The following is a 13,091-nucleotide window of genomic DNA, read 5'->3' on the forward strand; positions in this document are numbered from 1 at the left end:
TGAGCGAAGTCGAAGCCCGTCTACAAGTTATTTAAAACAACTATACTCGCAAAAGTCACTATTCATTAGAGTCATCACTATGATTGCCACTATTGCAAAAGACCAAACTATTTCCCTTGAAGCATTTCTCGCCCTTCCCGAAACCAAGCCCGCCAGTGAATATGCCCACGGAACCATCACCCAAAAGCCCATGCCCAAAGGAAAACATAGCCGTCTGCAAACCCGTCTCTCCAGAGCGATCGATCTAATCGCTGAAGAACCTCAAATTGCCATCGCACTTACCGAACTTCGCTGCACCTTTGCAGGACGCTCCATTGTTCCCGATATTGCTGTAATCAGTTGGCAAAATCTCCCCCGCGATCCTGATGGCGAAATTAGCAACCTATTCAACCATCCCCCCAATTGGATCATCGAAATCCTCTCTCCCGAACAATCCTCTATGTTAGTCATCGAAAAAATTCTTTTTTGCCTAAAAGAAGGGAGTGAACTCGGCTGGCTCCTCGATCCTGCCACCAAATCAATCGTCGTCTTTCAAAATGGCTCGACCCAGATTTATTTCGCTGAAACTGAACCCCAGCAATCATTACCAGTCTTGACAAGTTTAGAAACTTGGCAAATTACCGCTAGGGATATCTTTGATTGGTTGAAAGTCTCATAAATTTACTCAACCCTTTACTCAACCCTTTGAGCAATCCGTAACTTCGCCGATCGTGCTCTTGGATTTGCCCGATTTTCCTCATCAGTGGCAATAATTACTTTTTTGGTAAGCACTTGTAAGCGATCGTCCTCACGAAACCGATGCTTAACAATGCGATCTTCGAGACTATGGAAAGTAATCACCACAATTTTGCCCCCCACTTTCAGCCAATTCGGCGCAATGGCAAGCCATTTCTCAAGGCTCTCTAATTCGCGATTGACAGCGATTCTCAAAGCCTGAAAGGTGCGGGTAGCAGGATGAATTCTGCCATGACGATAACTGGAAGGAACGCAAGCAGAAATTGCATTAGCCAGTTCTAAGGTCGTTTTAAAGGGACGCTTCTCGACGATTTGACGGGCAATCCTGCGGGACAATCTCTCTTCTCCCAATTTAAAAAAGATATCCGCAAGTTCCACTTCTTGATAGTGATTCACAATTTCAGCAGCAGTAAGAGTTTGGCGATTATCCATCCGCATATCGAGATCGCCTGATTCCCGAAAGCTAAATCCCCGCTCCGCCACATCAAACTGGGTCGAACTTACGCCCAAATCGGCAAGGATGCCATCAAATTGCAAATCTGCGGCGGGCTGATATTCACAAAAGTTACCGCGCCAGAACGAGACTTGGTTTTGATAATCTTGTAATTTTTCACTAGCCGCCGCGATCGCCATTTCGTCGCGATCGATTCCAACTAGGCGAACATTTTCTGCCGCTTGCAAAATCAACGAGCTATGCCCGCCGCCGCCCACAGTGCAGTCGAGATATACACCGCCTGAGGTAATGGCTAAACCTGCGATCGTGGGTTCGGCAAGGACGGGAACGTGATGAAACTGAGCAGTCATATTGGTGATGGGGGAATAAATTGACTAAAGGAGGACGCAAAACCCCCTTTAGTTTTGGGAGCAAAGCACCTTAATCGCTACCAATATGTATCTTGATAATCGCAATAAGGTAACCAAAGTCATTAATATAGTCTACTGTGCTGTTTATTTTCCGACTTTGTCACCATGAAACATACTCTCTCCGTTGTCGTCCAAGATGAGGCAGGCGTGCTGACCCGCATTGCTAGCTTGTTCGCCCGCCGAGGTTTTAATATTGAGAGCCTTGCGGTGGGAACTGCCGAGCAAGATGGATTTACGCGCATTACGATGGTTGTCTCTGGCGACGATCACACGATTGAGCAAATCACCAAGCAGTTGCATAAACTGATCAACGTGATTACCATTCTCGACTTTACTAATATCCCTTGCGTAGAGCGCGAGCTAATGCTTGTCAAGGTAAATGCTGCGCCAAATGTGCGATCGGAAATCATTGAAATAGCGCAAATTTTCCGCGCCCGTATTGTTGATGTGGCTGATGATTTCTTGACAGTCGAAGTGGTGGGAGATCCTGGAAAGATGGTTGCCATCTTAAAGATGTTAAATAAGTTTGGCATTCGCGAAATTGCTCGTACGGGCAAGGTCTCTCTCACCCGCGAATCGGGCGTTAATACGGAATATCTAAAAATTTCCCGTGATGGGGCGCGTGGCGCTTTATCTAACCTCTAAATTGCGTAGGAAAACCCAAAAGATGAGTGGCAGTGCTTTGCACTGCCACTCATCTTTTGGTGTTTGAGTTGAGATGATTAACGAGTGGGGCAATTTATGGGCTGCATCCACTCGTATTGAGCCTAAATAGTCGGGCATAAATTCTAGATTGGAAACCCGTGGCGCAGGCTATGCCACAGGTTTAACGAACCACAAGGAAATTTTTGAAAGCGTTGCATAGCAACGCTTTCAAAAATTTCCTTGTTTGGGTTTAAGCGCAAAGCGCTGTATGACAAAATGCAAAGTACTGTAAATAAAAAACCACCATAGGACGCTTTTTATTTAGATGGGGCTTACCGCTATAGTATGATGCTGTCAGCCCTCAGACAACGATTCCGTACAGTCACACTATGCGTATCGCCATATTTACCGAGACTTTTTTGCCAAAAATTGATGGCATCGTTACCCGCCTCAAATATACCGTTGAGTATCTGGTCAAGCTCGGTAATCAAGTACTGGTGTTCTCGCCCGATGGGGGGCTGAAGGAATATTGTGGGGCAGAGATCTATGGCGTATCAGCCTTTGATTTTCCCCTCTATCCAGAATTAAAACTTGCTTTGCCACGACCTTCCATCGGTCACGCGTTGGAGCAATTCAAGCCAGATATCGTGCATATTGTAAATCCTGCCATTTTGGGCATGGCGGGTTTATATTATGCCAAAACGATGAATTACCCTCTCATGGCTTCCTATCACACCCATTTACCGCAATATTTACAGCATTATGGTTTAGGTTTTCTGGAAGGGGTGATGTGGGAATTGGTGAAAAACACCCATAATCAAGCTGCTCTAAACCTTTGTACCTCGACAGTGATGATCGATGAATTGCGATCGCATGGGGTCGAACGTCTCGATCTCTGGCAGCGGGGGGTCGATACCGTCCAGTTTCATCCGCGCTTTAAAAGTGCAGAAATGCGATCGCGCTTGACCGAAGGACATCCCGAAGACATCCTATTTCTCTACGTCGGTAGGCTGTCCGCCGAAAAGGAAATCCAGCAAATTTTGCCCGTGCTGCAAGCAATTCCAAATAGCCGTCTTGCGTTAGTTGGCAATGGTCCCTATCGCCAAGAGTTAGAGAAAATTTTTGCCGATACCAATACTAATTTTGTGGGCTATCTGCGCGGCGACGATCTCGCTTCTGCTTTTGCTTCTAGTGATGCCTTTTTATTCCCATCTCGGACGGAAACCCTCGGACTAGTCCTTCTTGAAGCCATGGCGGCAGGCTGTCCAGTAGTGGCAGCTAATTCAGGAGGCATTCCCGATATTGTCACCAATGGGCTTAATGGCTATTTATTCGATCCCAACGATAACAATGGTTTAGTTTTAGCCACCAAAAATCTACTGCAAAATCGCCATGAAAATCGCAATGACTATATGTGCATTGAGGCGCGACTAGAAGCCGAAAAATGGGGTTGGGATGCAGCCACTCGACAATTACAAAGTTATTACGAACAAACCATCGAGACTTGCAAATTTGCCCTCACCCGATAAAAAAGAGAAAAGGATGGGCGGCGCTTTGCACCGCCCATCCTTATATACAGTTGGCGGCAGCTATATATTTAAAACGAGATACTAAATATCAACTTAAAGGCATTGCCAAGCCAAATTAAAGCCACCACACCACCAGCGATCGCTAAAGGAAATATCGTTAGGGTTTTCCAGATCTTAATTTCTAAGACAACTGAGGCACTCCAAACTTGCCAGATGATAAACCAGATGATGACCGCAATCGCTGCGTTCGTTCGCGACTGGATCGGCAAGCTGAGCGCGGGAGCCATAAACAGCCAAGGCAAGCTGGCAAAGCCTGTCAGGGTCAGTAAGACTTTCATCTCGACCTTCTTTTGAAAAACACTAGCCAACTGCTGAAGTAAAAATGTAAAAAACAACCAGCCGATCGCCGCACTAACCATCGAGCCAAACATTTTGAAAATCGTAAACCGCTCAAGGCGAAGAGTTTCCAGCGAATTAACCAAAGCAATTACAATCAAGGCTTGCTCGAAGGTAGGATTTGCCTTGAGTTCTTCAAAAGTTACCTGTGGTAAAAACAAAGTCCCATAAAGGCGATCGAGAAACGAACCGAGATTTTGTCGGGGCGATCTTTCCATTTCTGCGATGCTTGCCGTAGCGATCGGGTTTCGTTCAGCATTTGTATCAGCAGATAAATCAGCAGAATTTGGCTCAGGGGAATTCATAAAAAGCTGGTGATGACGTTGATGGCGTTGATTAAGTCTAAATTTGCCGTGATTTTGTCTTAATGTAATATTAATTGCTAACTGACTCTAACATGATTGACCTCGATACTACTCAAACCCATCACCTCCTCAATATTGACGCAAGCCAATTGCCGCAGGGCTTGCGCGGACAAATCACCATCCCTGGAGACAAGTCAATTTCGCATCGGGCTTTGATGCTCGGCTCTCTGGCGGAAGGGGTAACCACTATTCGAGGTTTGTTGCTCGGTGAAGATCCTCGCAGTACGGCGGCTTGCTTTAATGCGATGGGAGCAGCGATCTCGCCCCTTAATTCAGAATTAGTAACGATCGCGGGGATCGGACTGGGGAATTTAAAAGAGCCGCTAGATGTTTTAAATGCTGGGAATTCGGGGACGACCTTACGTTTGATGTTGGGGATTTTGGCAAGTCATCCCGATCGCTTTTTTACGGTGACGGGCGATAGTTCCTTGCGATCGCGCCCGATGTCTCGCGTGGTCAATCCGCTACGCCAAATGGGCGCAAATATCTGGGGCAGAGAGAATGGAGCGCGCGCACCCTTGGCAGTCTCAGGGCAAAATCTCAAAGCAATCCACTATCAGTCTCCCGTAGCATCGGCTCAGGTCAAGTCTTGCATCATGCTTGCAGGTCTTATGGTTGATGGCGAGACGATCGTTACCGAACCAGAGCGATCGCGCGATCATAGTGAAAGGATGTTAGCTGCCTTTGGCGCAAAAGTTACCGTTGACATAGAAACTAATACTGTTTCCGTCAAGGGGGGCGCAAAGTTAGTAGGGCAAGAGATAACTGTACCTGGAGATATCAGTTCGGCGGCTTTTTGGTTAGTAGCCGCTTCCATCGTTCCAAATTCCGATCTATTAATTGAGAACGTAGGCATCAATCCTACCCGTACGGGAGTTTTGGAAGTCCTTGCCGAAATGGGAGCCAATATTACCTACGAAAATCAACGGGAAGTTACGGGCGAACCTGTTGCCGATCTACGCGTGCGATCGTCATCTCTCAAGGCCTGTCGGATTGGTGGTGCGGTAATTCCTCGATTGATCGATGAGATTCCCGTATTAGCGATCGCCGCCGCCTGTGCGGAAGGAACGACCGTCATCGAGGATGCCGAAGAACTGCGCGTCAAGGAAAGCGATCGCATTGTGGCGATGGTCAAGGAAATGACTAAGTTAGGGGCAAATGTCACGGAACGTCCTGACGGCATGGAGATCGTTGGCGGAAAAGTACTCACGGGTACAGAAGTAGAGAGTTATGATGACCATCGTATTGCGATGAGTTTAGCGATCGCCGCCCTAGTCGCCAAAGGCAAAACTTCGATCAACCGCGCCGAATCCGCCGCCATTTCCTATCCTTCCTTTATTCCAACTCTACAGAGTTTATATTCCAAATAAAAAACCCAAATAAACCAAATAAAAGGAAAGAGGCGCGTTGCGCCTCTTTCCTTTTTCATCAAGTTAACTCAAGAGGAGACTCTGACTTCAAGTTATTTTCTTCTTCCTCAGTGGATATGGGAGCGATATAAAAGCTGCTGATAATCGCGATCGCCAACCACCAAAGTAATTGAACCTGTGGGCGATACCAGACGGTGTCAACTAAACCATGAACGAGCATTCCCACTAAAGTCGCGATCGCGGCAATAATCCATAAACCACTCGAATCGCGATCGCTTCTCAATCGATTTAAACCCAACCACCCTTGACGAAAAATTGTAAAAACTAGCCAGCTATAACAAATTATGCCGACTATGCCTGTTTCTACGGTGATCTCCAATGGTACAGAATAAGTACCCAAGGCACTATAACCAGATCGCTGATAGAGCGGATAGATTTGATTAAAAGCTTTATTACCAGGACCAATTCCTAAAATTGGTTTCGCCTTAATCATATTAAGAACCGATTGCCAAACATTAACCCGAAAGGCATTACTACTATCATCGGTTCCAAAAATACTACCTACCCGCTTACGTAATGTGGGGACGAGAATTGTCCCCAAGGCGATCGCTCCTGCGGTTCCACCTAATACCGAAGGAAAAGTCCAACTCGGCAAGCGTTTGCCCCACCAATAAACCAAAAGTAATACCAAGGTAAAACTTTCGGCGGCAATTCCCATCAGTCCTCCACGACTTTGGGTTTGCGTAATGCAAAAGGCTCCCAGAATAGCCGTCAATATTCCTAGGGTCTTCATGCCCCAATTGCGCCAATGGATTGCCGCGATCGCTCCCAATGGTAAGGCGGCCATTAGATAACCCGCAAACAAATTGGGATTTCCCAGAAAACTATAAACGCGGGTAACGCCTGCCGTCTCAGAAGTAGGATCCGTCCATGTCGCCAGTTCAGGTGCCCCCAGATACCATTGCTGCACCCCATAGGCACTCGCAACTAACGCCGAACCCAAATAGGTTCCAATGAAAATCGATCGCCATCCCAAGCGCATCAAGCGACTCATCGACACAAAGGCAAGCATATATAGCGTGAGTTTCACCATGCCATCGGCAGCCGCAACCCGCACGGGTGATAGCAAAGTAGCAACTAAGGCGATCGCCCAATAAGCAATCAAAGGCGTATGGATGGCAGTCCAAATTGGTACCGATCGATCCTGCTCGTCTCGGCGATCGCTAAGCCATAGTAATAACCATGCGATCGCTACGGCTGCACCGATTACCCCCGTTTGAGCATTTTCTAAAAATGGCAAGGTCGCCAGCATTACCACTAATAAGCCACCCAGAAATTTAGCACTCAACAAGCGACTACCTTCGCGCCACGCTTGCAGTGGGCTAATTAGTTGAAAAAACTTAGCTTGGCTGCTAAGCCACCATGATTGCAGGGTTTGCAAAAACTTAGGCATGGGTAGTTTGAGCTTGGAATTCATAAAGCAATCGGCATATTTGAACTTAGGGTAAAGTTATTTTGACACCTTGAGGGTAAAGGAAAAAGAAAAATGGAAAAACTAAATTCTGCTGAAGCTTATAACGATCGCGGGATGGAACGCGCCGAACATGATGATTTTGAGGGGGCGATCGCCGATTATACCGAGGCAATTGCGATCGATCCGACCTATGCCGAAGCCTACTACAATCGCGCCTACGATCGCTCAGAAATTAAGGATTATAGGGGTGCGATCGAGGACTATTCCAAAGTAATCGAACTAGAGCCAAATGCCGCACCAGCCTACTTTAATCGCGGCATGGCAAAGGCAAAACTCGGCGATACCGAAGGCGCAAATGCTGATTGTGCGTATGCCAAAAGTCTGGGATTGTAAGCAGCATATTCATATCCATTAGTGGGGATGGGTTTGTTGTATGGTTTTCAACTTCAGATTAAGGCGGTTGAAGGTGGGCTCGTTACAATTGCAGCCTTGAATTAGTTAGGTGATTAACGGGTAATAAACGTAACATTTAGTTACAATAGGGTATTGACCCATTGCCCACTCCCCATAGCCCTATGACCCGTGACCTGCGATCGTTTCTCAAACTGCTCGAAGAGCGCAAACAACTCCATCGTGTCAAAGCCGAAGTTGATTCCCAGTTAGAAATTGCTGAGATTAGCAATCGCCTTCTGCAATCGGGAGGTCCAGCACTGCTATTTGAGAACGTTAAGGGTTATCAAACACCAGTGGCAGTAAATTTGCTAGGAACAGTCGAGCGTGTCTGCTGGGCGATGGGTATGAAGGAGCAGTCAGAATTAGAAGTACTCGGTACGAAGTTAGGTAAGTTACAAAGTCCCAAACCGCCAAAAAAAATCTCACAGGCGATCGAATTTGGGAAGATTCTCTTTGATGTAGTTAAATCTCGTCCGCAAAAGCTTCTATTTGGAAATGCTCCTTGTCAGGAAGTAGTTTTACAGGGAGATGCAGTAGATCTCGATCAGATTCCGATCCTGAAGCCCTATCCTAAGGATGGTGGTCGCGCTGTAACTCTCGCCCTAGTCATCACCAAAGATGTGGAAAATGGCATTCCTAATGTGGGTGTCTATCGCTTGCAGCAGCAGTCCAAAAACACGATGACGGTACAATGGCTCTCCGTGAGGGGTGGGGCGAGACATTTGCGCAAAGCAACAGAGGCTGGGAAGAAACTCGAAATTGCGATCGCGATCGGGGTTGATCCCGTTTTAATCATGGCGGCCGCAACGCCAATTCCCGTAGATTTGTCAGAATGGATTTTTGCGGGACTCTATGGTAATGAAGGCGTACAGCTTACCAAATGTAAAACCCTAGATTTAGAAGTACCTGCCTGTGCTGAATATGTTTTAGAAGGAACGATTACACCCCATGAAGTGGGAACCGATGGACCTTTTGGCGATCACATGGGCTATTACGGTGGGATTAACGAGCAGGCTCCTTTAATCAGATTCCATTGCATGACCCATCGCAAAGATCCCATCTATCTCACCACCTTTAGCGGCTTACCTCCTAAAGAAGAAGCGATGATGGCGATCGCACTTAATCGTATCTATACTCCCATCCTCCGCCAGCAAGTTTCAGAAATCACCGACTTCTTTTTGCCAATGGAAGCCTTGTCCTATAAGGCAGCCATTATTTCCATCAAAAAAGCATATCCTGGACAGGCTAGACGCGCCGCCTTAGCCTTTTGGAGTGCTTTGCCTCAGTTTACCTACACTAAGTTTGTGATCGTAGTTGACCATACGATCAATATTCGCGATCCGAGGTTAGTAGTTTGGGCGCTTAGCTCTAAGGTCGATCCAACCCGCGATGTATTTATTTTGCCAGATAATCCCTTTGACTCCCTCGATTTTGCCTGTGAGAAGGAAGGTTTAGGTGGACGAATGGGAATTGATGCGACAACCAAAATCTATCCTGAAACCGATCGCGATTGGGGCGATCCTTTAGAGAGCGATCCTGAGGTTGCCGATCGCGTAACGCGCCGATGGGCTGAGTACGGATTGGCAGATCTGCAACTGGATGGAGCCGATCCCAATTTGTTTGGTTACGACATTAAATAGAAACTAGAATCTGTGTCAATCGCTGCGCGATTGACACAGATTCTATAGCCAACAAATAGAGTTGCCGCACTCCGTGCGGCAACTCTATTTGGGGTTTGGGCTGATATAACTGGCTACCACTATAATTTATCTACTGGGCAAATTAGTTAACTTTTCTGTCCATGTATTTATAAAAGGGATCGCCGCAGCGAAGGTGAGATCGTACTTGAGCGGCGTAATCGTAATGTAGTTATCCCTAATTGCTTGGATATCGGTATCGGCTTCCGCTTCTTCTTCGATGACCACTCCCGATAGCCAATAATAAATTTTGCCGCGCGGATCGATACGTTTCTCAAACTGATCGCGATAGCGCCGAATTCCCAATCTCGTAACAACAACACCGCAGATATCTTCTTCATCAATAGCAGGAATATTGACATTCAATAAAATTGGTTCTTCTAGGGCATAATCGGCGATCGCCTGCACCATTTTTTTAGCAAAGTTCGCTGCCGCACTAAAATCTAAATGCGTAAACCCCGCGAGGCTAAAGGCAATGCTTGGCACTCCCTCCAGTACTCCCTCCATCGCCGCCGATACGGTGCCAGAGTATAAAACATCGGTTCCCAGATTTGCGCCGCGATTAATGCCCGATAGCACCAGATCGGGACGATCGCCTAATAGGGCATCTAAAGCCAACTTGACGGTGTCCGAAGGAGTACCCGAACAAGCCCAAGCCTCAATACTTGGAGGGTAAATGTCAGTAATGCGATCGACCCTGAGGGGTTCTTGTAAGGTCAGGGCATGACCCGTAGCCGATCGCTCGCGATCGGGACATACTACAGTAATTTGATGCTCGGTTTTGCTGAGAGCCTCTGCTAGCGCCCTTACCCCCGGAGCATAAATACCATCATCATTACTAATCAAAATATGCATATTTGAATTTTCAAAATGTCCGAGCAACTAAGTACATCAGTATAGCTAAAGAATAAAACCAAAGCCTGTATCGCCTGCAAGACAAGCCGCACAGCCTTTTACTTTTGGTCTTTGAGAAAGGGTTAGCGTAGCAAACCCTTTCTCAAATCCCGTTTCCAATTATCCCGAATTCACGTTAATCAACAATAAAGGAGGGTGCAAAGCACCCTCCTTTATTGTTGATACTTCGATCGCTTTTATACCAATTTCCAAAAGTGTGGCTACAATTTTGGGAATTGAGAACCAAACCCAGTAAGGGTTTTAAAAACACAAAATGGCGTAGCCATTTTGTGTTTTGGTATTAGTCGAGCGTAATGACCCAAGAACCAATGTAAACAGGCACGGGAACATCCGCACGCATAACTCTGCCATCAAACTGATAAAAACCGCCGTAATCGGGATTTCTGACGTTAGACATCACGACGCGTAGTGCTGTTTTTGAGGGAATCGCTTCCTTGGGAATAATTGTGATGCGACGAGTTTCTTTATCCCAAGTTGCCGATTCGATTTCCAAATCTTTACCGCCACGACATTGATCGGTTACCCGCAACTTGATATCAGACGTATCAAAGCTACCTGTGAAATGCTCTGGGTAGGTAACGATCACTTCGGAGACCTTAAATTTTTGTGGTTTCACTTCTAAGTAGTAGCGATCGCTTCGACCACTGGTACCACTGTCGAGACAATAGTCAAGTGCACTATCTTTGATTCCGCCAAATAGAATAAATCCTGCATTAGATTGGGCGCGAACTACAGAGGGTGAAACAACTGCACAAGCTACAGCAAGACAAGAAACAATACCCAGTTTTTTGATCATTTGGATCTTCATAAATCTCACAAGACTCTACTATTATGCTACGCGCTGATCATTCTGACGAAATTGGACAGCAAATGTATCCCGTCATTGGATGATTTCTCTGGATGAAATTGCACAGCCATGACATTTTCTTTGGCGATCGCTACGGTTACGGTTTGGCTGCCGTGGGTAGTTGTTGCGGCTGTAACCGATCGGTCAATGGGGTCAGTGTAATAGGAATGGACAAAATACATCCAAGGGTTAGTGCCAAGGTTTTGCCAAAGCGGACAATGGGCTTGGGTTAATGCTAGCTGATTCCAACCCATGTGGGGGATCGTTAAGCTAGGCTCATGGGTAAACCGCTTGACTTGACCTTTGATAATTCCTAAGCCTGCTTCTTCGCCTTCTTCACTACTCTCGAAAAGGATTTGCATTCCCAAGCAGATTCCTAAAAATGGTTTCCCTGAAGCGATCGCCTCATGAATGGGTTGCTCTAATCGGGTCGCCCGCAACTTTTGCATGGCGGGATCGAACGATCCTACTCCTGGTAAGACAATCCCATCGGCAGCGGCTAATTTCTGGGGATCGTTGGTGACAATTGGGGTTGCACCTGCCATCTCTAAACCTTTGCAGGCTGAGTGCAGATTACCCATGTCATAGTCGATCACTGCCACAACTGGCATGATATTACTCCTGTTTATTAGTCTGGCATTTACTTAGTCTGGCATTTAGTTAAGTAGCTGGGAATTAAAATCCAGATTTAAAACCTGCGGCGCACACGCAGCGTGCGCCGCAGGTTTTAGGGTTTTATACTTAATTAAGCCCAATTACTTAACTTATAGAGATAAAAGCTGTAAGCTTGCAGAGATATTTATGTTTGTGCTGTTCTAAGAATTCTTTTTAAGCAATTATTAAGCAATTATAATGTTTGGCAGTACAAAGCTTTGCAAGCACCCCGATAGATTTTCATGAAAGCTCGATGAAATGCAACTTTTATCAAAAACTATCGGTCTGTCACCTCAGCAAAATGTAGTATAGCTATAGTCAGTAATGTTAAGTCAGAACATCAAACCCAATAGAGAGTTGCGGCGCTTCGCGCCGCAACTCTCTATTGGGTTTGATGTTCTGACTTAAGGGAATATAGCGATAAATCCTGAAATATACGCTAAGAGGTTTCGGATGAATGACAAATTAGTTATGAATCGCATTTTGAAGCAAAGTCTGAATCAAGGTCTGAATCAAGGTCTGAATCAAAGTCTGTATCGTGTTTTTAATGGCGCTTTATTGGTTTTAGGGATTGGGGCGATCGCCCCTTTGTCTTTTAGTGCTCTTGCAGCGATCGCTGAGGAAAATATTACGATTCCCCAAACACCAGTTGAGCCAAGTCTTTGGTGGAAATCTCAACGTTTACAGGAGGGTTGGGTCGAAAATATCGTAATTGACCAATCGACAAAACAGGCAATTATTACCGTAAATACAACTAGATGGATTGCATCGGACTATTTGCAGCGCTTTACATTTTTATTCAAACTTGGCACTGAGGCTCAAAAGCAAAACTTTAATGTCATGCTGTATAATCGCCGCGCTCAAAAGATGGCTGAGTACAGCACCATTGAGGAGCGCTGGCGCATCGATCCCACATCCTTAGGAGCCGAGCCTTTTCGGGTAAATACCCCTGACACATTGCAGCAAAGTTTCAACAAGTAGATCGCCCGAAGCCCATAATACCAAAGCTCAAGATGGCTAAGCCATCTTGAGCTTTGGTATTATAGTTGTTTTAAATAACTTGTAGACGGGCTTCGACTTCGCTCAGCCCTCGGTGTAAGCTAGCTGAGCGAAGTCGAAGCTGTAGTTTTTATTTGAATTATCTATA

General features: G+C 46.1%; 13 protein-coding genes. 7 read left to right on the forward strand and 6 right to left on the reverse strand.

The window, feature by feature from the left end; translation table 11 throughout:
• Positions 1-79: 79 nt before the first annotated feature.
• Positions 80-658 (forward strand): Uma2 family endonuclease, encoded by a 579-nt coding sequence (locus tag AC805_RS21590; RefSeq protein ID WP_055077317.1) that lies wholly within the window; start codon positions 80-82, stop codon positions 656-658.
• A 14-nt stretch (positions 659-672) separates the two neighbouring features.
• On the opposite strand, the gene rsmH is transcribed toward AC805_RS21590, so the two are convergent.
• A complete protein-coding gene (gene rsmH, locus AC805_RS21595) occupies positions 673-1,539 on the reverse strand; it encodes a 16S rRNA (cytosine(1402)-N(4))-methyltransferase RsmH (RefSeq protein ID WP_055077318.1) in 867 nt (288 codons plus the stop codon).
• Between the two features lie 165 nt (positions 1,540-1,704).
• Between rsmH and ilvN the strand changes: the two genes are divergently transcribed.
• Positions 1,705-2,244 carry an acetolactate synthase small subunit gene (gene ilvN / locus AC805_RS21600; protein WP_055077319.1) on the forward strand — a complete coding sequence of 180 codons (540 nt, stop codon included), beginning with the start codon at positions 1,705-1,707 and terminating at the stop codon, positions 2,242-2,244.
• Between the two features lie 389 nt (positions 2,245-2,633).
• Positions 2,634-3,773: a glycosyltransferase family 1 protein gene (locus AC805_RS21605; protein WP_055077320.1), complete on the forward strand. Its 1,140-nt coding sequence runs from the start codon at positions 2,634-2,636 to the stop codon at positions 3,771-3,773.
• Between the two features lie 68 nt (positions 3,774-3,841).
• On the opposite strand, the gene AC805_RS21610 is transcribed toward AC805_RS21605, so the two are convergent.
• Entirely contained in the window at positions 3,842-4,474 is a 633-nt protein-coding gene (locus AC805_RS21610) for a YIP1 family protein (protein WP_055077321.1), read from the reverse strand.
• A 92-nt stretch (positions 4,475-4,566) separates the two neighbouring features.
• Here AC805_RS21610 and aroA point away from each other — a divergent pair, with 92 nt between their 5' ends.
• Positions 4,567-5,904 carry a 3-phosphoshikimate 1-carboxyvinyltransferase gene (aroA, locus tag AC805_RS21615; RefSeq protein WP_055077322.1) on the forward strand — a complete coding sequence of 446 codons (1,338 nt, stop codon included), beginning with the start codon at positions 4,567-4,569 and terminating at the stop codon, positions 5,902-5,904.
• Positions 5,905-5,962: 58 nt separating this feature from the next.
• On the opposite strand, the gene AC805_RS21620 is transcribed toward aroA, so the two are convergent.
• Complete coding sequence (locus AC805_RS21620; RefSeq protein ID WP_055077323.1) at positions 5,963-7,381, reverse strand: IctB family putative bicarbonate transporter; 1,419 nt, start codon at positions 7,379-7,381, stop codon at positions 5,963-5,965.
• 69 nt (positions 7,382-7,450) lie between these two features.
• On the opposite strand from AC805_RS21620, the gene AC805_RS21625 reads away from it, so the two are divergent.
• Positions 7,451-7,771, forward strand: coding sequence for a tetratricopeptide repeat protein (locus AC805_RS21625; RefSeq protein WP_055077324.1), 321 nt, complete (start codon positions 7,451-7,453; stop codon positions 7,769-7,771).
• Positions 7,772-7,953: 182 nt separating this feature from the next.
• Positions 7,954-9,471 (forward strand): UbiD family decarboxylase, encoded by a 1,518-nt coding sequence (locus AC805_RS21630; protein WP_055077325.1) that lies wholly within the window; start codon positions 7,954-7,956, stop codon positions 9,469-9,471.
• 126 nt (positions 9,472-9,597) lie between these two features.
• Here the strand turns inward: AC805_RS21630 and surE are convergent, their stop codons facing one another.
• The 3 genes from surE to hisH form a co-directional block, all read right to left on the reverse strand.
• Positions 9,598-10,383, reverse strand: a complete 786-nt coding sequence (gene surE / locus AC805_RS21635; protein WP_055077326.1) for a 5'/3'-nucleotidase SurE — start codon at positions 10,381-10,383, stop codon at positions 9,598-9,600.
• Positions 10,384-10,723: 340 nt separating this feature from the next.
• Positions 10,724-11,251 (reverse strand): DUF2808 domain-containing protein, encoded by a 528-nt coding sequence (locus AC805_RS21640; RefSeq protein ID WP_009629694.1) that lies wholly within the window; start codon positions 11,249-11,251, stop codon positions 10,724-10,726.
• A gap of 26 nt (positions 11,252-11,277) precedes the next feature.
• Positions 11,278-11,901: an imidazole glycerol phosphate synthase subunit HisH gene (hisH, locus tag AC805_RS21645; RefSeq protein ID WP_055077327.1), complete on the reverse strand. Its 624-nt coding sequence runs from the start codon at positions 11,899-11,901 to the stop codon at positions 11,278-11,280.
• Between the two features lie 496 nt (positions 11,902-12,397).
• Between hisH and AC805_RS21650 the strand changes: the two genes are divergently transcribed.
• Entirely contained in the window at positions 12,398-12,925 is a 528-nt protein-coding gene (locus AC805_RS21650) for a hypothetical protein (protein WP_055077328.1), read from the forward strand.
• Positions 12,926-13,091 lie beyond the last annotated feature (166 nt).

This window comes from Pseudanabaena sp. 'Roaring Creek' (genome assembly GCF_001402795.1).
Taxonomy (GTDB): Bacteria; Cyanobacteriota; Cyanobacteriia; order Pseudanabaenales; family Pseudanabaenaceae; genus Pseudanabaena.

What these genes read in the sequence shown, in the direction of transcription:
- AC805_RS21605 (WP_055077320.1), top strand. Translation starts at nt 2,634, where the DNA reads ATGCGTATCGCCATATTTACCGAGACTTTTTTGCCAAAAATTGATGGC.
- hisH (WP_055077327.1), bottom strand. Translation starts at nt 11,901, where the DNA reads ATGCCAGTTGTGGCAGTGATCGACTATGACATGGGTAATCTGCACTCA.
- AC805_RS21630 (WP_055077325.1), top strand. Translation starts at nt 7,954, where the DNA reads ATGACCCGTGACCTGCGATCGTTTCTCAAACTGCTCGAAGAGCGCAAA.
- aroA (WP_055077322.1), top strand. Translation starts at nt 4,567, where the DNA reads ATGATTGACCTCGATACTACTCAAACCCATCACCTCCTCAATATTGAC.
- AC805_RS21610 (WP_055077321.1), bottom strand. Translation starts at nt 4,474, where the DNA reads ATGAATTCCCCTGAGCCAAATTCTGCTGATTTATCTGCTGATACAAAT.
- surE (WP_055077326.1), bottom strand. Translation starts at nt 10,383, where the DNA reads ATGCATATTTTGATTAGTAATGATGATGGTATTTATGCTCCGGGGGTA.
- ilvN (WP_055077319.1), top strand. Translation starts at nt 1,705, where the DNA reads ATGAAACATACTCTCTCCGTTGTCGTCCAAGATGAGGCAGGCGTGCTG.
- AC805_RS21590 (WP_055077317.1), top strand. Translation starts at nt 80, where the DNA reads ATGATTGCCACTATTGCAAAAGACCAAACTATTTCCCTTGAAGCATTT.
- AC805_RS21650 (WP_055077328.1), top strand. Translation starts at nt 12,398, where the DNA reads ATGAATGACAAATTAGTTATGAATCGCATTTTGAAGCAAAGTCTGAAT.
- AC805_RS21625 (WP_055077324.1), top strand. Translation starts at nt 7,451, where the DNA reads ATGGAAAAACTAAATTCTGCTGAAGCTTATAACGATCGCGGGATGGAA.
- AC805_RS21640 (WP_009629694.1), bottom strand. Translation starts at nt 11,251, where the DNA reads ATGAAGATCCAAATGATCAAAAAACTGGGTATTGTTTCTTGTCTTGCT.
- rsmH (WP_055077318.1), bottom strand. Translation starts at nt 1,539, where the DNA reads ATGACTGCTCAGTTTCATCACGTTCCCGTCCTTGCCGAACCCACGATC.
- AC805_RS21620 (WP_055077323.1), bottom strand. Translation starts at nt 7,381, where the DNA reads ATGAATTCCAAGCTCAAACTACCCATGCCTAAGTTTTTGCAAACCCTG.